Genomic DNA, 16,212 nt, shown 5'->3' with positions numbered 1-16,212 from the left:
CCGCACAAAGCCAGCCCCCATGAACGCATCCGTCAAATTCACTACCTCCCAGATCCGCAGCGACTTCCTTGAGTTCTTCAAGGGCAAAGGCCACACCATCGTGCCGTCGGCGCCGCTGGTGCCGGGCAATGATCCGACCCTGCTGTTCACCAACTCCGGCATGGTGCAGTTCAAGGACGTGTTCCTGGGCGCGGAAAAGCGCAGCTACGTGCGCGCTGCCGATGTCCAGCGCTGCCTGCGTGCCGGCGGCAAGCACAACGACCTGGACCAGGTCGGCTACACCGCGCGCCACCACACCTTCTTTGAAATGCTTGGCAACTGGTCCTTCGGCGACTACTTCAAGAAGGACGCCATCGCCTGGGCGTGGGAGCTGCTGACCCAGGTCTGGAAGCTGCCGGCCGAGCGTCTGCTGGTCACCGTCTACCAGACCGATGACGAGGCCTACGCGCTGTGGCGCGACATGGTCGGCATTCCGGAGTCGCGCATCGTGCGCATCGGCGACAACAAGGGCGCCCCGTACGCGTCGGACAACTTCTGGCAGATGGCCGACACCGGCCCCTGCGGTCCGTGCACCGAGATCTTCTACGACCACGGCGACCATATCGCCGGTGGCCCCCCGGGTTCGCCGGATGAAGACGGTGACCGCTACATCGAAATCTGGAACCTGGTGTTCATGCAGTTCGACCGCCAGCCCGACGGCACCCTCGTGCCGCTGCCGGCGCCGTGCGTGGATACCGGCATGGGCCTGGAACGCCTGGCCGCGATCCTTCAGCACGTTCACACCAACTATGAGATCGACCTGTTCCAGGCGCTGATCCGCAAGGCCAGCGAACTGACCGGCATGGCCGATCTGGAAAACAAGTCGTTGCGCGTGATCGCCGATCACATCCGCGCCTGTTCGTTCCTGATTGTCGATGGCGTGCTGCCGTCCAATGAGGGCCGCGGCTACGTGCTGCGCCGGATCATCCGCCGCGCGCTGCGCCACGGCTGGATGCTGGGCGTGCGCCAGCCGTTCTTCAGCAAGCTGGTGCCGACCCTGGTCGAGCAGATGGGCGAAGCCTACCCGGACCTGCCGGCACAGGCCGACACCGTCGTGCGCGCGCTGCAGGCCGAAGAGGAGCGGTTTGCCCAGACGCTTGATTCGGGCATGAAGATCTTCGACGACGTCGCCGCCCAGGTGACCGATGGCGTGATCCCCGGCACCGACGCGTTCCGCCTCTATGACACCTATGGCTTCCCCCTGGATCTGACCCAGGACATCGCGCGTGAGCGTGATCTGACCGTGGACATCGACGGCTTCGACGCGGCGATGAAAAAGCAGCGCGACGACGGCCGCAAGGCAGGCAAGGGTGGCGCAGGCGTGGTCCTGTCCGCCGAGCTGGTCGCCACTCTCAAACCCACTGTGTTTCTGGGCTATGACCGCCTGCAGGCCGACGGCCTGACCGTGGTGGCCCTGCTCAAGGACGGCCGCCCGGTGGACGCGGTGCAGGCCGGTGATGACGTCATCGTGCTGACCGACCAGACCCCGTTCTACGCCGAATCCGGCGGCCAGGTCGGCGACACCGGCACGCTGTCGGGCCCGGGCGTGCAGTTGCAGGTTGGCGACACCCAGAAGTTCGCGGGCCAGTACCACGGCCACGTGACCCGGGTGACGAGCGGCAGCCTGAAGGTGGGTGACGTGCTCAGCGGCGAGGTCGATGGCCAGCGCCGTGGCGCCACCATCCTCAACCACTCGGCGACCCACCTGTTGCACGCCGCCCTGCGCGAGGTGCTGGGTACCCACGTGCAGCAGAAGGGCTCGCTGGTTGCGCCGGACCGCCTGCGGTTCGACTTCTCGCACTTCCAGCCGATCAGCGCCGAGGAGCTCGCGGTGATCGAGCGCAAGGTCAACGAACAGGTGCGTGCCAACAACGCCGCCGAAGTGCACAACATGGGCATGCAGGAAGCTCTCGATTTTGGCGCGATGGCGTTGTTCGGCGAGAAATATGGCGAACACGTGCGCGTGCTGAAGATGGGCGACTACTCGACCGAACTGTGCGGTGGCACGCACGTGGGGCGCACCGGCGACATCGGCCTGTTCAAGATCACCGCTGAAGGCGGTGTGTCCTCGGGCGTGCGCCGCATCGAGGCGGTGACCGGGCAGGGCGCGCTGGACTACGTGGCCAACGCGGAAGCGCAGCTTGCCGAAGCGGCGGCGCTGCTGGGCGGCACGGCCAGCGATGTGGTCGAGAAGATCCGCCAGCTCGGCGAGCGGCAGAAAAAGCTTGAACGCGAACTGGAGGGCCTGAAGGCCAAGCAGGCCGCTGGCGCCACCGCCGACCTCGGCGCATCGGCGGTAGAGGTCAATGGCGTCAAGGTGCTGGCCGCGCGTCTGGAGGGTTTCGATGCCAGGTCGCTGCGTGATGCCGTGGATCGTCTCAAGCAGCAGCTGGGCGATACCGTCATCGTGCTGGCCGGCGTGCAGGACGGCAAAGCCGCGCTGGTGGCAGGTGTGAACGGCAGTGCAACGGGCAAGGTCAAGGCCGGGGAACTGTTGTCGCACATCGCAAGTCAGATCGGGGGCAAGGGCGGCGGTCGCCCGGATCTCGCCCAGGGTGGTGGTGAGGACGGGCCCGCCCTTGCCTCGGCGCTCGCCGCCGTAGTGGATTGGGTCACCCCGCGTATCTGAACGCCGTAAGCCTCGACTGTCCTGCTCCTTGATGGCGTGGGACAGCTGACGGTACTATGGCGAATCCTTTCCCTTTGTCGTGGGGCGTTCCTTGGCTGGGCGCCAAGCCGGTGGGGAAGTACCACCGGTTCCATGGAGACTTGCAAAAATGTTGATCCTGACTCGCCGCGTAGGCGAAACCCTGATGATCGGTGACTCGGTCAGCGTGACCGTGCTCGGCGTCAAGGGCAACCAGGTCCGTATCGGTATCACCGCTCCGAAGGACGTTGCCGTGCACCGCGAAGAGATTTACCAGCGCATCCAGCGCGGCGACGAGCCGAATGCCGCTGGAAGTGAAAATTCTTCCGATTAAGGCTTTACCTGAGGGCGCGGAAAACGTTATTATTCGCGCCCCCGCTGAGATGAAACATCACAGCGGCGGAACAAGAACACTGGAGCGGTGCCCGAGTGGCTGAAGGGGCTCCCCTGCTAAGGGAGTATAGGGTCAAAAGCTCTATCGAGGGTTCGAATCCCTCCCGCTCCGCCAGTTATGCAGAAGGCCTTCGTACGCAAGTACGAAGGCCTTTCTGTTTGGGCGGCCGCTGCATCACCCGGCAGGTCTCAGTCGGGGACGAAGGCGCGCTCTTCGTACGCGATGCGCTCCAGCCGTTCACCCGTCCACAGCAGATACTCGATCCGGTCGGGATGCCCGTAGCCGTCGTTCTGCGTGACGATCAACAGGCGACTGTCGCGCCGGTGAGCCAAGCGCCCGTTGTTGAGGGTCTGGCCCGGGTGGACCTCGCCACTGACGCGGTCGATCAATACGTATTCGATGCAGCCGCTGCCGCAGCCGGCCAGGTAGACGGTGAAACGGTCCGCGAAGTCGAGATCGCCGTCCTGGCCGTCGCCGCGCAGGTACATGTCCATTTTCCAGGTCACCCCGTCGTGCGGAGGCCGGGTTGGTGCGAAATGGTCGATCCGGGTCAGTTCGACCGGGTAGTCCTCCAGTTGCGGTGGGGCGGCCGCGACGGCGAGGGCCAGCAGCAGCGATGTCGCAAGCGCGATGTACATCCGTGTTTCTCCAGTCAGGGCATCCAGCGGCGCCAAGCATCGCATGTCCGCAGGCTGTAACATGTGGCTGCCGCGGAAGCGCCGTAGCGCCTTCCTCCCCCCATCTACCTCCAGCCGCCGCCAGAGGATGTCGTTCCTCACTGGAGGCGTTGCCGTGTCCGTTGTCGTGTCCCGTACTGCCCAGGCCCGTTCGGGCCGTATTCCTGCCGAACGTCCGTCGGCACCCTCCCTGTCCCTGCTCACCGTGGCCCTGAGTGGGGTGCTCGGGCTGGGTCTGTTTGCCCCCGCCGTGCAGGCGGAGGAGCCGCCGCCGGAGGATGCTGCTGCCCAGACCCTGCCGACGGTGCAGGTCACCGCCAATCAATTGGGCACAGTGACCGAAGGCAGTGGCTCCTACACGCCGGGCACGATCGCCACCGCCACGCGTCTGGTGCTCAGCCCGCGCCAGACGCCGCAGTCGATCAGCGTGATCACCCGTCAGGAAATGAACGACTTCGGGCTCAATGGCATCGACGACGTCATGAAGGTCACCCCGGGCATCAGCATCGTCACCTACGACAGCGAGCGCACGGAGTACTACGCACGCGGCTTCGCGGTGCAGAACTTCCAGTACGACGGCATCCCGATGGCGCGCGATTCGGCGTACTCGGCGGGCAACACGCTCAGTGATACCGCCATCTACGACCGCATCGAGGTGCTCAAGGGCGCGACCGGCCTGCTGACCGGCATGGGGGACCCCGGCGCGACGATCAACCTGGTGCGCAAGAAGCCGACCCGCACGCCGGCCGGCAGTGTCACGCTGGGGGCCGGTTCGTGGGACAGCTACCGGGCCGACGTGGATGTCGGTGGTCCCTTGACCGGGAGCGGCCGCGTGCGCGGACGCGCGGTGGCGGCGTACCAGGACAAGCAGTCCAACGTCGACCATTACCAGCGCAGCAACGAGGTCTTCTACGGCATTCTGGAAACCGACATCGGCGACAGCACGCTGCTGACGGTCGGGGTCGACTACCAGGACAGCGATCCCAAGGGCTCAAGCTGGGGCGGCATTCCACTGCTGGACAGCGCGGGCAAGTTCAACCGCATGCCGCGCTCATTCAACAATGGCGCACGCTGGAGCCGCTGGGGCCAGTACGCCCGCACCGGCTTTGCCACGCTGGAGCACACCTTCGGCAACGACTGGGTCGCCAAGCTGCAGCTCAACCACCAGGTCAACGGTTACGACGCCTCGCTGGGAGCGGCGGCCGGCGGCAATCCCGATCCCGTCACCGGCGAGGGCGCGAGCATGTGGCTGGGCCAGTACATCGGCAAGACCACCAGCAATGCCGCCGATCTGTACGTGAGCGGCCGGTTCGAATGGTTCGGTCGCCAGCACGAACTGGTGGTGGGCGGGAGTGTGTCGCGCAAGCGCTGGGTCAACAACGGGTATTCGCCCCAGCCGGGTTACGTGAGCGACGTTGCCGACTATTACGCCTGGACCGGCGATGTGCCCGAGCCGGACTGGCAGTGGAGCTATGGGGACAACCAGGTTACCCGGGAGAGCGGTGCCTATGTGGTGGGCCGCTTCGACCTGGCCGACCCGCTGAAGCTGATCCTCGGCAGCCGCATCGCCAACTACACATCCCCGGATACCGACGAGAGCGGCGTGGTCGTGCCGTACGCCGGCGTGGTGTACGACCTCAGCCGCACCGTCTCGGTGTTTGCCAGCTACAGCACCATTTTCAAGCCGCAGGGCAACCAGGACGAACAGGGTCGGGTGCTGGACCCGTTGGAAGGGCGCAGCTACGAGGCCGGCCTGAAGGCGGAGTTCTACGAGGGGCGTCTCAACGCGAGCGCGGCCGTGTTCCAGCTGGAGCAGGACAACTACGCGCAGCCCACCGGCGGCAGGACACCGAGCGGTGGCATCGCCTATGAAGGGCTGATGGGCGTGCGGACCAGGGGCTATGAGCTGGAGATCTCCGGTCAGCTCGCGCCGGGCTGGCAGGTCCAGGGCGGCTACGCGCACAAGATCGCGCGGCAGCAGTCCACCAAGGTCTCCACGCTGGAACCGGAAGACCAGTTCAGCGTGCACAGCACCTACCGCCTCACCGGTGCGGGGCAGGGCTGGAGCGTTGGCGGTGGTGCGCGCTGGCAGGGCAGTACGTTCGGCACCATCACCCACCCGGCCACCGGCGGAAGCCAGGTCCATCGCACTGAGCCGTACTGGCTGCTGGATGCGATGGCGGGCTACCAGTTCAACGACCAGCTGTCGGCGACGGTCAACGTCAACAACCTGCTCGACAAGCGTTATTACACGATCTTCAGCTGGTACAGCACCTACACCTGGGGCGAGCCACGCAACGTGCGCCTGACGCTCAACTACAGGTTCTGATCCGCGCAACGCACGACACCCCGGGCAACCGGGGGGTCGGCGTTTCAGTGGGGGGGATTACAGCGGCAGCTCAAAGACGATCACTTCGGCATCGTTGCCGTTCTCCAGCGTGACCTGCGCCTCGTCGCTGATCTGCAGCGCATCACCGGCTTCCAGGGTGATGCCGTTGACCTGGAGCTGGCCACGGGCGACCTGCACATAGGCGCCGCGACGCGGGGCCAGCGGCAGGTGCACGCGGTCGTCCCCATCCAGGATGGTCGCGTGGATGTTGGCATCCTGGTGGATCAGCAGCGAACCGTCGCGGCCATCGCGCGAGGCGATCAGGCGGAGCTGGCCGCGCTTGGTGTCCGGCGCGAAGTGGGTTTCCTGGTAGCTCGGGGCGATGTTCTCCTGGTCGGGGAACAGCCAGATCTGCAGGAAGTGCACCGCCTCGTCGGCCGAGTGGTTGAACTCGCTGTGGCTGACGCCGCTGCCCGCACTCATCCGCTGCACGTCGCCATAGCGCAGCACCGAGCCGGTGCCCATCGAGTCCTTGTGCTCCAGCGCGCCGCCAAGCACGTAGGAGATGATCTCCATGTTGCTGTGGCTGTGGGTGCCGAAGCCCTGGCCGCCCTGGACGCGGTCTTCGTTGATCACGCGCAGAGGGCCGAAGCTGACATAGCGCGGGTCATAGTAGTTGGCGAAGGAGAAGGTGTGCATGGAGTTCAGCCAGCCGTGGTCGGCCTTGCCACGGGTGTTGCTCTTGCGGATCTGCAGCATGGGAATCTCCTGGGTGTTCGATGGTTTCGATGGCGGTCCGGGGTGGCGGCTGCCGCTCCCTTTCCTGTTGCGGCCAGTATCCGCTTGCGCCCCGGACTTGAAAAACGGATAGTTTTGCAAGCCATCATCGAAAAATTCGAATGCTCAAGCTCAGCCTCGATGCCCTGCAGATCCTGGATGCCATCGACCGCCGCGGCTCGTTCGCCGCCGCCGGCAAGGCGCTGCACAAGGTGCCATCGACGATTTCCTACACGGTGTCCAAGCTGGAGGAGGACCTGGGCGTCCAGCTGTTCGACCGGATCGGCCCGCGCGCGCACCTGACCGCGGCCGGTGAGGCGCTGCTGGAGGAGGGGCGGCACCTGCTGCGCGCCGCGCGCGAGCTGGAAATGCGGGTGCGCCGGGTAGCGTCCGGCTGGGAGGCCGAACTGACCGTGGCGGTGGATGCGATGTTCCCCCCGGCGCTGCTGGCCGAGGACGTGCGGGCGTTCACGGCGGTGGCCGAACAGACCCGGGTGCGGCTGGTCAGTGAGGCGTTGTCCGGCACCTGGGAGGCCCTGCTGGACCGCCGGGCCGACCTGCTGGTCGGCGCGGCGGGCGAGGGGCCGAGCGGGGGCGGATACGTGGTCGAGCCGATGGGCGTGGTGCGCTTCGTCTTTGCCGTGGCGCCCTCGCACCCGTTGGCGACAGCGCCTGAGCCGCTCGGACGGGAGGTGCTGGCGGCGCATTGCGCGATCGCGGTGGCGGACTCGGCGCGCCGGCTGCTGCCGCGCACGGTCGGCCTGCTGATGGGCCAGGACACAGTGACCGTGCCCGATACGGCCAGCAAGTTCCGCCTCCAGTGCGCCGGTCTTGGCTTTGGCTTCCTGCCCGAGCCGTACGTGCGTCAGGCGGTGCGCGAGGGGCGGCTGGTGATCCGGCAGGTGGACGAGCCCAAGCCGGATGAAACCTTCTGGCTGGCCTGGCGGACCGGCGAGGAGGGCGCGGGGCTGCGCTGGTGGCGCGAGCGCATGCAGCGGCCCCAGGTGATCGAGGGCTGGTGGCCGACGATGGCGACGTGGCTCGGGCACGGCGCCTGAGCCGCCGGCCAAGCTGAACCGATGGTGCGCTGTCATGCCACCGTCATCCCGGTGCGATAGAGCGCCTGCGGCGCAGCCAGTACGCTGCCCGGCCCGTTGATGTCCATCCACGCCCATGAAACGCCTGCTGCTGTTGCTGCTGGCCGGGGCCGGCCTGTGGCTGGCTGCCTGCTCCTCGCTGACCTCGTCCGCGTCCACGTCGCTGAGCGATCGTCTGGTCGCCCCCGGCGGCGTGTCCACGCTGCTGGATACCGCGCGCATCGCCGACGCGGTGGCGTCGGTGCCGAACCGACACGGTTTCGTCACCGGCCGCGGGGGCGTGCCGATCTTCTGGCGGGCGTTCGATCCTGGCCAGTACGGCGCGCGCTACCACTACCTGGCCCAACAGCACGACAACGGCCTGCCGCTGCAGACCGGCCTGCAGCTGGCGGTGCCGCATCCGTTCCGGCCGCAGGCGCCGCGCGGCACCGTCGTGCTCCTTCATGGGTGGATGATGAACGGCGATGCGATGCTGCCGTGGTCGCTGCAGCTGGCGCAGGCCGGCTACCGCGTGGTCACCATCGACCTGCGCAACCACGGTCATTCCGGCGCCGGTCCGGCCGGCTATGGCACGTTCGAATCGGACGATGTGGTCGATGTGATCGGCACGCTGCGCCAGCGCGGCGAAGTCGCGGGTCCGCTGTACCTGTTCGGCGTCTCTTACGGGGCGGCCACGGCGTTGTTCACTGCCGGCAAGCTGGGCGACCAGGTCACCGGTGTGGTGGCGATGGAGTCCTTTGCCAATGCCGGCGACGCGATCCGCAGCATGATTCCGCACCTGATGTCGCTGCAGCCGAGTGGCTGGAAGGCGCAGGCGGTGGCCGCGTACGGGCGCTGGCGCTACGGGGGGCAGGACATCGACCAGGTGATCGCCGCCGCCAGTCAGCGGCTGGACCTGGACCTGGACCGCGTCGATGTGGCCCGCGCACTGTCCGGCACGCAGGCCTGCGTCCTGCTGCTGCATGGCCAGGATGACCAGCATGTCCGGGTGGAGCAGGGGCGTCGGCTGGCATCATCCAGTCCGCGCGTGCACTACATCGAGATGCGCGGCGAGGACCACATCACGCTGCCGCTGCGCGTGGATCTGCTGGGCGGTGTGGTGGACGACTGGCTGGCGCACGACGACCCCGCCGGCGGTGCGTGCCCGGCGCCCGCACTGCCGGGCGCGGCGGATCGCCTGGTGATGCAGGCGGTGCGGGTGCAGGCGATGTCGCGCGGATGAGCGTCGCGCGCCGGGTTGCGGGGAGACGGCCAAAAAAAAACAGCAGCCGAGGGCTGCCGTTCTTGTCGATGCAATGGTGCGCCCGGAGAGATTCGAACTCCCGACCGCCTGGTTCGTAGCCAGGTACTCTATCCAACTGAGCTACGGGCGCATTTGCATTGTCTGATTGTAGTGCTGCACGCGATGCAGTGGTGCGCCCGGAGAGATTCGAACTCCCGACCGCCTGGTTCGTAGCCAGGTACTCTATCCAACTGAGCTACGGGCGCATGTGCATCGCGTTTTGTACTGCTGCTGCCAACGGCGGCGTTGTCAGCCTGTTGATGGTGCGCCCGGAGAGATTCGAACTCCCGACCGCCTGGTTCGTAGCCAGGTACTCTATCCAACTGAGCTACGGGCGCGTCAACAGGAGCGGAATTATGCGGATCGACGTCGCATTCGTCAACGCTTTTGTGAAGGTCTTCATTCAAATGAATGAAAAAGTGTGTCGGCAACGGCCTCCGGCGCCTTCATCCAGGCGAAGTGGTCGGCGCGTGCGCCCAGCGTGGCGGCGGACAGCACGGTCAGCGTCGATCGTACCTGCGGCAGCTTGGCCAGCAGGCCCTGCATCGACGTTGCCGGTGCCAGCCAGTCGTCGGCCATGATCACCGCCGTCGCCTGGCCGCGGACCTCGCGCATGGCGAGGTCGAGGTCCTGCGCGATGCCCTCGCCGCAGTAGTGGTTGCTCAGGCCCACGCGTGCCCAGTCGCGGATCAGGCCGCGCGCTTCGGTGCCGCCAAATCCCACGCGGCGTCCGTGCAGCACGCCCTGGCGCTGGGCCAGCCACGGCAGGAAGCGGTAGATCAGTGGCAAGGTCCAGCCGCGCGGCGCGGGGAAGGTGCGCCAGTATGGCGTGCCGCTGGCGACCAGCCAGAACCGGGCGACGACGTCCGGGTTGAGTCCGGCGAACGCGCAGGCAAGCTGGCCGCCGAGGCTGTGGCCGCCAATGATCAACGGCGCGCTGCCCTGGGCCTGCACCTGCGCCAGGCTGGCCGGCAGGTCGCGCTGGAGGATCTCGCGGTAGCCCCAGTCCTGCGTGCGCGATGGACGCAGGCTGCTGCTGCCGTTGCCGCGCCACTCATGCAGGTGCACGGCAAGGCCGCGCGCGGCGAGCGCCTCGGCCAGCGGCAGGTAGTGGCGTGCCGCCACGCCCAGTGCCGGCAGCCACAGCAGGCGCGCCTGCGGCGTGGCCGGGCGGCGCACCAGCAGGTCGGTACGATGGCCATCGTCGGACTGCACGGGCAGGGTCAGCGCATCGATCATGCAGGACGCGCCGCGCCGAAGTGATCGATCACCAGCACCTCGCTGCGGCCGGGGTAGTACCCGCTCTGCAGGCCGCGGGCCACGTAGTCGATGGCGGCCTCGCAGGCGTTCGGCACTGACAGCCCCTGGCACAACTGCGCGGCGATCGCCGACGCCAGCGTGCAGCCGGTGCCGTGGGCATCGACCGGCAGGCGCGCGTGGATGAAGTCATCGCGGGTGACGCCATCGAAGTAGCGGTCGATCACGCGTGCGCCCTCGTCAAGATGACCGCCCTTGAGCAGAACGGCGCCCGCGCCGAGCGCCAGCAGCGCACCGGCGGCATCTTCGGCATCGTCGGCGGTGACAATGCGACGCCCGAGCAGCAGTTCGGCCTCCGGGATGTTGGGCGTCAGCAGCGTGGCCAATGGGATCAGGCGGGTGCGCATGGCGTGCAGCGCGCTCTCCTCCAGCAGCCTGGCGCCGCTGGTGGCCACCATCACCGGGTCGAGCACCACGTGCGGCGGGCGGTGTGTTTCCAGTGCGTCGGCAACCCGCCCGATCACCTCGGCGTTGGCCAGCATGCCCAGCTTCACCGCGTGGATTTCGAAATCGGCGAAGCAGGCATCGATCTGCGCCTGCAGGAACTCCAGCGGGGGCACGTGGACGGCAGTGACGCCGCGGGTGTTCTGCGCGGTCAGCGCGGCGATCACCGACAGGCCGTGCACGCGATGGGCGGCAAAGGCCTTCAGGTCGGCCTGGATGCCTGCGCCGCCCCCGGAATCGGAACCGGCGATGGTCAGGGCGGAAACGGGAGTGGATGGGCTCATGCGCTGATTGTGCAGTGTTTGCGGCAGCGGTGCTGGCGCGCGCTCAGGGCCGTTGCAGGCGTCGCCATTGTGCGTGCAGCACGTAACCCAGGCCGGTGCCGCCGGTCAGCAGTGCCGGGGCGAGCAGAGCGTCGTAACCAACCCGCAGGAACAGCCAGGCGCCGAGGATGCCGCCGGCGAGGAAACCGCTGACGATCAGTCCGCTGAGGGTCAGGCGACGGATCGGCAGTGGCAGGCCGCGCAGCAGATGTCCCAGCCCGATCCCGAGGTCGGTGAACATGCCGCTGAGATGGGTGGTGCGCACCACGGCGCCGCTGAAGGTCGTGGCCATCGCGTTCTGCAGGCCACAGGCCATCGCGGCGGCGAGCGCACCCCAGATCTGCTGCTGCTTGAACAGCGGAATGGCGATCAGCAGCAGCAGCGATTCCAGCGTCAGCACCACCCCGTAGCGGCGGCCGAGCTGCAGGGCGCTGTCCTGCACGATCATGCCGCTGAGCATGGCCCCCAGGCAGAACGCAATGAGCAGGCCCCACAGGTGCCCGACCACACGCCAGTCGCCCTGTGCCAGGGCCATGCCGAGCTGGCTGGTGGTGCCGGTCATGTGGCTGACCGCCTGGTGCTCGAACCCGAGGAAGCCGACCACGTTGACCATGCCGGCCACACAGGACAGCGCGATCGCGCCGACCCATACCCACGTGGGCAGCCGGATGCTCATCGGCCGTGGACGGCGTTGATCACGGGATGCTCAGCGGCCCGCAGGGGGGCCGTTGAACTGCACATCGGAGAACTGGCCGCTGGCCGGATCGAACACCGCGCCCCAGAACTGCGCACCGCCATCGCAGACGCGGATCGCCTCGCGCGCCGGATCGATGTCGCTGCCGTCGGGCAGGTGGAAAGCGTTGAGGTAGATCAGCTGGCGCCCATCGCGTTCGATGCCGACGTACTGGCGATCGAAATCGCCGGCCCTGGGCACCTGCGCCTCCAGCGAAGGCAAGGCGGCTTCAAGCTGCTCGACCTGCTGCCGGCTCGGCGCCCAGTAGCCGGTGACCCGCCCCGGCTCGCGGCCGGGGCTGGTGCGCGAGCAGGTATCCAGCACCTGGGCGGCGATCACCGGGCGGGTGACCACCCAGGACTGGCCGGCCTTGACTGCGGTCGGGATGGTGCTGCCGGGGCGCGTGTTGGACGGCGTGCACGCTGCCGCCAGCGCAGCAAGCGCCAGCGGCAGGGCGGCACGGGACAGGAAAGGGTTCACAACACCTCCGAGGCGTAGTCGGCCAGGCGCGAACGCTCGCCACGGCGCAGCGTGACATGGGCGCTGTGCGGCCAGTTCTTGAAACGGTCCACCGCGTAGGTCAGGCCCGAGGTGGTTTCGGTCAGGTACGGGGTGTCGATCTGTTCGACGTTGCCCAGGCAGACGATCTTGGTGCCGGGGCCGGCACGGGTGATCAGCGTCTTCATCTGCTTGGGGGTGAGGTTCTGCGCCTCATCCAGGATCAGGTAGCGCGACAGGAAGGTGCGTCCGCGCATGAAGTTCAGCGAGCGGATCTTGATCCGGCTGGCGATCAGGTCGTTGGTCGCCGCACGCCCCCAGGCGCCGCCTTCCTGGGTGTGGGTGAGCACCTCCAGGTTGTCGGTCAGCGCGCCCATCCACGGCGTCATCTTTTCCTCCTCGGTACCGGGCAGGAAGCCGATGTCTTCGCCGACGCTGACCGTGGCGCGGGTCATGATGATCTCGCGGTAACGCTGCTGGTCCATCGTCTGCGCCAGGCCGGCGGCGAGCGCGAGCAGGGTCTTGCCGGTGCCGGCGGTGCCCAGCAGGGTGACAAAATCGATCTCCGGATCCATCAACGCGTTGAGCGCGAAGTTCTGTTCGCGGTTGCGCGCGCTGATGCCCCAGACCGCATGGCTGCCGTGGCGGAAATCATTGACCAGCGACAGGGTGACCTTGTCGCCATCGACCTTGGCCACGCGCAGCTCGACCTCGTCGTCGCCGGGCAGGTAGGCGTACTGGTTGGGATGCCAGCTCTCATCGTCACTGGCGAGGATTTCGTAACTGGTGCGGCCCTTGTCGCTCCAGCTGCGGAGGTTGTCGGTGTGCTTCTTCCAGAAATCCTCCGGCAGCTCGGTGGCGCCGGTGTAGAGCAGGCTGAAGTCGTCCAGCGCACGGTCGTTCTCGTAGTCCTCCGACACGATGCCGGCGATGGCCGCCTTGATCCGCAGGTTGATGTCCTTGGACACGAACACCACCGGGATCTCCGGGATCTGCTCCTTCAGGGCCAGAATCGCACCGAGGATGGCGTTGTCCGGGATCACCGCGCCGAAGCTCTTGCCCGCCTCGAAATGGCTGGTCTGGAAGCGCAGCAGGCCCACGCTCTGCTTGCCGCGCAGCTGCAGGCCGTTCGGGCGCTGCAGCGGGATGCCGTCGGCGAGGTTGTCCAGGCCCGACGCCTGCACCAGCTCATTGAGGAAGCGGCTCACCTGGCGCGCATTGCGGCTCGCCTCGGTGGTGCCCTTCTTGCCGTTGTCCAGCTCTTCGATCACCTGCATCGGCAGGTAGACATCATGCTCCTCGAACTTGAACAGCGCGGTTGGATCGTGCATCAGCACGTTGGTATCCAGTACGTAGATGCGCTTGCCTCGGGTCATCGTCATTTCCTGGTGGCAGAACAGGGACAAGCCATCACGGCCTGCAGGGCAGGGTGATGGCCATTGGGGGGTGCCGGGTTGGTCACTGGGTTTTCGCGGCCTTCAGGGCTTCAAGGACGGATGCGGCGTGGCCGGCGACTTTCACCTTGCGCCACGACTGCACGATACGACTGTCGGGTGAGATGAGGAAGGTGCTGCGTTCGATGCCACGCACCTGCTTGCCGTACATGTTCTTCAGCCGGATCACGTCGAATGCGGTGCACAGCGCTTCGTCGGCATCGCTGATCAGCGGAAACGCGAATCCCTGCTTGGCGCAGAAGGTGTCGTGGGATCTGACCGAGTCGCGGGAGACGCCGAACACGCGCGCATCCAGGCGCGTGAAGTCCGGCAGCAGGGCATTGAAATCGATGCCCTCGGTGGTGCAGCCCGGCGTGCTGTCCTTGGGGTAGAAGTACAACACCAGCCACTGGCCGGCGAGTGCGGCGAGGGTGGTGTGTTCGCCGCCGGACAGGGCCAGCGGAAGCGCGAGGGTGGTGCTGTCCAGGGTGTCGCCGTCGTTCATGAGGTCCTTTCCGGATCCTGGGGTGCGTCTACTACAACTGCATGAAACACCGCGCGCTCGTGACGAACGCGCGAAGCCGTCAGAACTTCATCGGGTCCATGATCGCGTCCAGGTTGAGGTGGTCGCAGAACTCGAGGAAATCGTCGCGCAGTGCGGCGATGTGCATGTTGGCGGGCACGCCGATGGTGACCTGTGCGGAGAACATTTCCGCACCGGTCTGCATGGCGCGGTAACGCGTGCTCTGCAGGTTCTCGATGGTGATGCCCTGGCGGTCGAAGAAATCGGCCAGCTGGAACAGGATGCCAGGCTTGTCGGCGGCAATCACTTCCACGATGTAGGGCAGCAGGTTGGACTGCGCCTGCTTGGCACCGGTGCGGTACCAGACCAGCTTCAGGCCTTCCTCGCGCTCCAGGCGGGTGAGCATCGCTTCGAGCTTGGCGACCGAGTCCCACGAGCCGGTGGCCAGGGCGGTGACCGAGACATCACGGCCCACGGTGGCCAGGCGCGCGTCGACCAGGTTGCAGCCACTATCGGAGATCCGCCGGGTCACGGGCAGCAGGGGGGACTCCGGATGCGTCGTATAGGCGTTGATCAGGAGATGGTTTTCGGTCGGCGCAGGCCGCGGCGTGGTGTCGGTCAAGGTGGTTCCGGTAATGCAGGGTGAGTCTGAACGGCACCGGCGACGGCCCGTTCACCTGGGTCCAGCATACTTGCCCGCGCTTTCGACCCGCAAGTAACATGCAAAGTACATCCGGCCGGCGTTTAGCCCGGTCCGCCTCCCTCTCTCTTCAGAGCATCGTTTCCTTGTCCCTTTCCGGTCTCATCACCGCGCTGGCGACGCCTTTCCAGGCTGACGGCGCATTGGATCCCGACGGTTGGCAGCGTCTGCTGCACCTGCAACTGGAGGGTGGTGTCCGCGGTGTGGTCGTGGCCGGCTCGACCGGCGAAGCGGCCACCCTGTCCGACGACGAATACGACCTGCTGCTGCGCAGCGCGGTCAAGGCCGTGGGCGGCCGCATCCCGGTGCTGGCCGGGACCGGGTTGTCGGGAACCGCCAAAACCATCGAGCAGACCCGCCGTGCAGCCGCCAACGGCGCCACCCATGCGCTGGTGGTGACGCCGCCGTACGTGCGCCCGACCCAGGCCGGCCTGATCGCGCATTACCGTGCGGTCGCCGACCAGGGCGGCCTGCCGGTGGTGCTCTACAACGTGCCGGGGCGGACCGGTTGCGACATGTTGCCGGAGACCGTGGCCGAACTTGCCCGGCATCCGAACATCGTCGGCATCAAGGAAGCGGTGGGCGACACCGGCCGCGTCAACGCGCTGCTGGCGCTGCGTTCGCCCGACTTCGCCATTCTCAGTGGCGATGACGGTACTGCCGCGCGTTCGATCCTGTCCGGCGTCGATGGCCTGATTTCGGTGGGTTCCAACGTCCTGCCCGGTGCATACCGCCGCATGTGCGACCTTGCCGCCGCCGGCGAGCGCGAGGCGACCGAGTCGTGGGATGCACGACTGGAGCCGTTCCATGAATTCTGCGGTGTGGAATCCAATCCGATCCCGGTGAAGGACCTGCTGCGCCGGATCGGCATCGGCGACGGACTGCGTCTGCCCCTGCTGCCCTTGTCCGAAGCCCACCATGCCGCCGCCGGACATCTGGCCAGCGACATCGGCGCGCTCGAAGCACTATCCAGCCACTGATCGACAGTGGCCTGACCCA

General features: G+C 67.0%; 15 protein-coding genes and 4 tRNA genes. 7 read left to right on the top strand and 12 right to left on the bottom strand.

Annotated elements, in window-relative coordinates; all coding sequences use genetic code 11:
- The first annotated feature begins 19 nt into the window (after positions 1 to 19).
- From alaS to ACPEH1_RS03100, 3 genes are all read left to right on the top strand, one after another.
- Positions 20 to 2,668 carry an alanine--tRNA ligase gene (gene alaS / locus ACPEH1_RS03110; protein ID WP_423715211.1) on the top strand — a complete coding sequence of 883 codons (2,649 nt, stop codon included), beginning with the start codon at positions 20 to 22 and terminating at the stop codon, positions 2,666 to 2,668.
- 148 nt (positions 2,669 to 2,816) lie between these two features.
- Entirely contained in the window at positions 2,817 to 3,020 is a 204-nt protein-coding gene (gene csrA, locus ACPEH1_RS03105; RefSeq protein ID WP_017357638.1) for a carbon storage regulator CsrA, read from the top strand.
- 81 nt (positions 3,021 to 3,101) lie between these two features.
- A tRNA-Ser gene (locus ACPEH1_RS03100) sits at positions 3,102 to 3,194 on the top strand.
- A 74-nt stretch (positions 3,195 to 3,268) separates the two neighbouring features.
- Here ACPEH1_RS03100 and ACPEH1_RS03095 read toward each other — a convergent pair.
- On the bottom strand, positions 3,269 to 3,718 hold the full coding sequence (locus tag ACPEH1_RS03095) for a hypothetical protein (RefSeq protein WP_017357637.1): 450 nt from the start codon (positions 3,716 to 3,718) through the stop codon (positions 3,269 to 3,271).
- Positions 3,719 to 3,992: 274 nt separating this feature from the next.
- Between ACPEH1_RS03095 and ACPEH1_RS03090 the strand changes: the two genes are divergently transcribed.
- Entirely contained in the window at positions 3,993 to 6,086 is a 2,094-nt protein-coding gene (locus ACPEH1_RS03090; RefSeq protein ID WP_423715221.1) for a TonB-dependent siderophore receptor, read from the top strand.
- A 57-nt stretch (positions 6,087 to 6,143) separates the two neighbouring features.
- Here the strand turns inward: ACPEH1_RS03090 and ACPEH1_RS03085 are convergent, their stop codons facing one another.
- Positions 6,144 to 6,845: a pirin family protein gene (locus ACPEH1_RS03085; RefSeq protein ID WP_017357635.1), complete on the bottom strand. Its 702-nt coding sequence runs from the start codon at positions 6,843 to 6,845 to the stop codon at positions 6,144 to 6,146.
- Positions 6,846 to 6,985: 140 nt separating this feature from the next.
- Between ACPEH1_RS03085 and ACPEH1_RS03080 the strand changes: the two genes are divergently transcribed.
- A complete protein-coding gene (locus ACPEH1_RS03080; RefSeq protein ID WP_017357634.1) occupies positions 6,986 to 7,921 on the top strand; it encodes a LysR family transcriptional regulator in 936 nt (311 codons plus the stop codon).
- A 115-nt stretch (positions 7,922 to 8,036) separates the two neighbouring features.
- The gene (locus ACPEH1_RS03075) at positions 8,037 to 9,182 is read left to right on the top strand and encodes an alpha/beta hydrolase (protein ID WP_423715210.1); all 1,146 of its coding nucleotides are present in this window, start codon (positions 8,037 to 8,039) and stop codon (positions 9,180 to 9,182) included.
- 74 nt (positions 9,183 to 9,256) lie between these two features.
- Here ACPEH1_RS03075 and ACPEH1_RS03070 read toward each other — a convergent pair.
- From ACPEH1_RS03070 to ACPEH1_RS03025, 10 genes are all read right to left on the bottom strand, one after another.
- Positions 9,257 to 9,333: transfer RNA gene (locus ACPEH1_RS03070), tRNA-Arg, on the bottom strand.
- Between the two features lie 38 nt (positions 9,334 to 9,371).
- A tRNA-Arg gene (locus ACPEH1_RS03065) sits at positions 9,372 to 9,448 on the bottom strand.
- A 55-nt stretch (positions 9,449 to 9,503) separates the two neighbouring features.
- Positions 9,504 to 9,580, bottom strand: a tRNA-Arg gene (locus ACPEH1_RS03060).
- A 61-nt stretch (positions 9,581 to 9,641) separates the two neighbouring features.
- Positions 9,642 to 10,481, bottom strand: a complete 840-nt coding sequence (locus ACPEH1_RS03055) for an alpha/beta fold hydrolase (protein ID WP_423715209.1) — start codon at positions 10,479 to 10,481, stop codon at positions 9,642 to 9,644.
- The gene (gene thiD / locus ACPEH1_RS03050; protein ID WP_017356708.1) at positions 10,478 to 11,287 is read right to left on the bottom strand and encodes a bifunctional hydroxymethylpyrimidine kinase/phosphomethylpyrimidine kinase; all 810 of its coding nucleotides are present in this window, start codon (positions 11,285 to 11,287) and stop codon (positions 10,478 to 10,480) included. The genes ACPEH1_RS03055 and thiD overlap by 4 nt, the downstream gene beginning before the upstream one ends.
- Positions 11,288 to 11,330: 43 nt before the next feature.
- Positions 11,331 to 12,002 (bottom strand): YoaK family protein, encoded by a 672-nt coding sequence (locus ACPEH1_RS03045; protein WP_017356707.1) that lies wholly within the window; start codon positions 12,000 to 12,002, stop codon positions 11,331 to 11,333.
- A 30-nt stretch (positions 12,003 to 12,032) separates the two neighbouring features.
- On the bottom strand, positions 12,033 to 12,539 hold the full coding sequence (locus tag ACPEH1_RS03040) for a hypothetical protein (RefSeq protein WP_423715207.1): 507 nt from the start codon (positions 12,537 to 12,539) through the stop codon (positions 12,033 to 12,035).
- A complete protein-coding gene (locus tag ACPEH1_RS03035) occupies positions 12,536 to 13,933 on the bottom strand; it encodes a PhoH family protein (protein ID WP_153164272.1) in 1,398 nt (465 codons plus the stop codon). Before ACPEH1_RS03035 ends, ACPEH1_RS03040 begins: the two co-directional genes overlap by 4 nt.
- Before the next feature lie 82 nt (positions 13,934 to 14,015).
- Positions 14,016 to 14,495, bottom strand: a complete 480-nt coding sequence (locus tag ACPEH1_RS03030) for a peroxiredoxin (RefSeq protein WP_017356704.1) — start codon at positions 14,493 to 14,495, stop codon at positions 14,016 to 14,018.
- 79 nt (positions 14,496 to 14,574) lie between these two features.
- The gene (locus ACPEH1_RS03025) at positions 14,575 to 15,135 is read right to left on the bottom strand and encodes a glycine cleavage system protein R (protein WP_017356703.1); all 561 of its coding nucleotides are present in this window, start codon (positions 15,133 to 15,135) and stop codon (positions 14,575 to 14,577) included.
- A gap of 164 nt (positions 15,136 to 15,299) precedes the next feature.
- Between ACPEH1_RS03025 and dapA the strand changes: the two genes are divergently transcribed.
- Positions 15,300 to 16,193, top strand: a complete 894-nt coding sequence (gene dapA / locus ACPEH1_RS03020) for a 4-hydroxy-tetrahydrodipicolinate synthase (protein WP_017356702.1) — start codon at positions 15,300 to 15,302, stop codon at positions 16,191 to 16,193.
- Positions 16,194 to 16,212 lie beyond the last annotated feature (19 nt).

The organism is Stenotrophomonas sp. NPDC077421, from assembly GCF_049545505.1.
Classification (GTDB): Bacteria; Pseudomonadota; Gammaproteobacteria; order Xanthomonadales; family Xanthomonadaceae; genus Stenotrophomonas; species Stenotrophomonas nematodicola.
This window is presented reverse-complemented; position numbering and strand designations above follow the sequence as displayed.

Excerpts from the sequence above, each read along its gene's own strand:
- thiD (WP_017356708.1), bottom strand. The coding sequence starts at position 11,287 with ATGAGCCCATCCACTCCCGTTTCCGCCCTGACCATCGCCGGTTCCGAT.
- ACPEH1_RS03085 (WP_017357635.1), bottom strand. The coding sequence starts at position 6,845 with ATGCTGCAGATCCGCAAGAGCAACACCCGTGGCAAGGCCGACCACGGC.
- ACPEH1_RS03045 (WP_017356707.1), bottom strand. The coding sequence starts at position 12,002 with ATGAGCATCCGGCTGCCCACGTGGGTATGGGTCGGCGCGATCGCGCTG.
- ACPEH1_RS03055 (WP_423715209.1), bottom strand. The coding sequence starts at position 10,481 with ATGATCGATGCGCTGACCCTGCCCGTGCAGTCCGACGATGGCCATCGT.
- ACPEH1_RS03030 (WP_017356704.1), bottom strand. The coding sequence starts at position 14,495 with ATGAACGACGGCGACACCCTGGACAGCACCACCCTCGCGCTTCCGCTG.
- ACPEH1_RS03035 (WP_153164272.1), bottom strand. The coding sequence starts at position 13,933 with ATGACCCGAGGCAAGCGCATCTACGTACTGGATACCAACGTGCTGATG.
- ACPEH1_RS03095 (WP_017357637.1), bottom strand. The coding sequence starts at position 3,718 with ATGTACATCGCGCTTGCGACATCGCTGCTGCTGGCCCTCGCCGTCGCG.
- csrA (WP_017357638.1), top strand. The coding sequence starts at position 2,817 with ATGTTGATCCTGACTCGCCGCGTAGGCGAAACCCTGATGATCGGTGAC.
- ACPEH1_RS03080 (WP_017357634.1), top strand. The coding sequence starts at position 6,986 with ATGCTCAAGCTCAGCCTCGATGCCCTGCAGATCCTGGATGCCATCGAC.
- alaS (WP_423715211.1), top strand. The coding sequence starts at position 20 with ATGAACGCATCCGTCAAATTCACTACCTCCCAGATCCGCAGCGACTTC.
- ACPEH1_RS03075 (WP_423715210.1), top strand. The coding sequence starts at position 8,037 with ATGAAACGCCTGCTGCTGTTGCTGCTGGCCGGGGCCGGCCTGTGGCTG.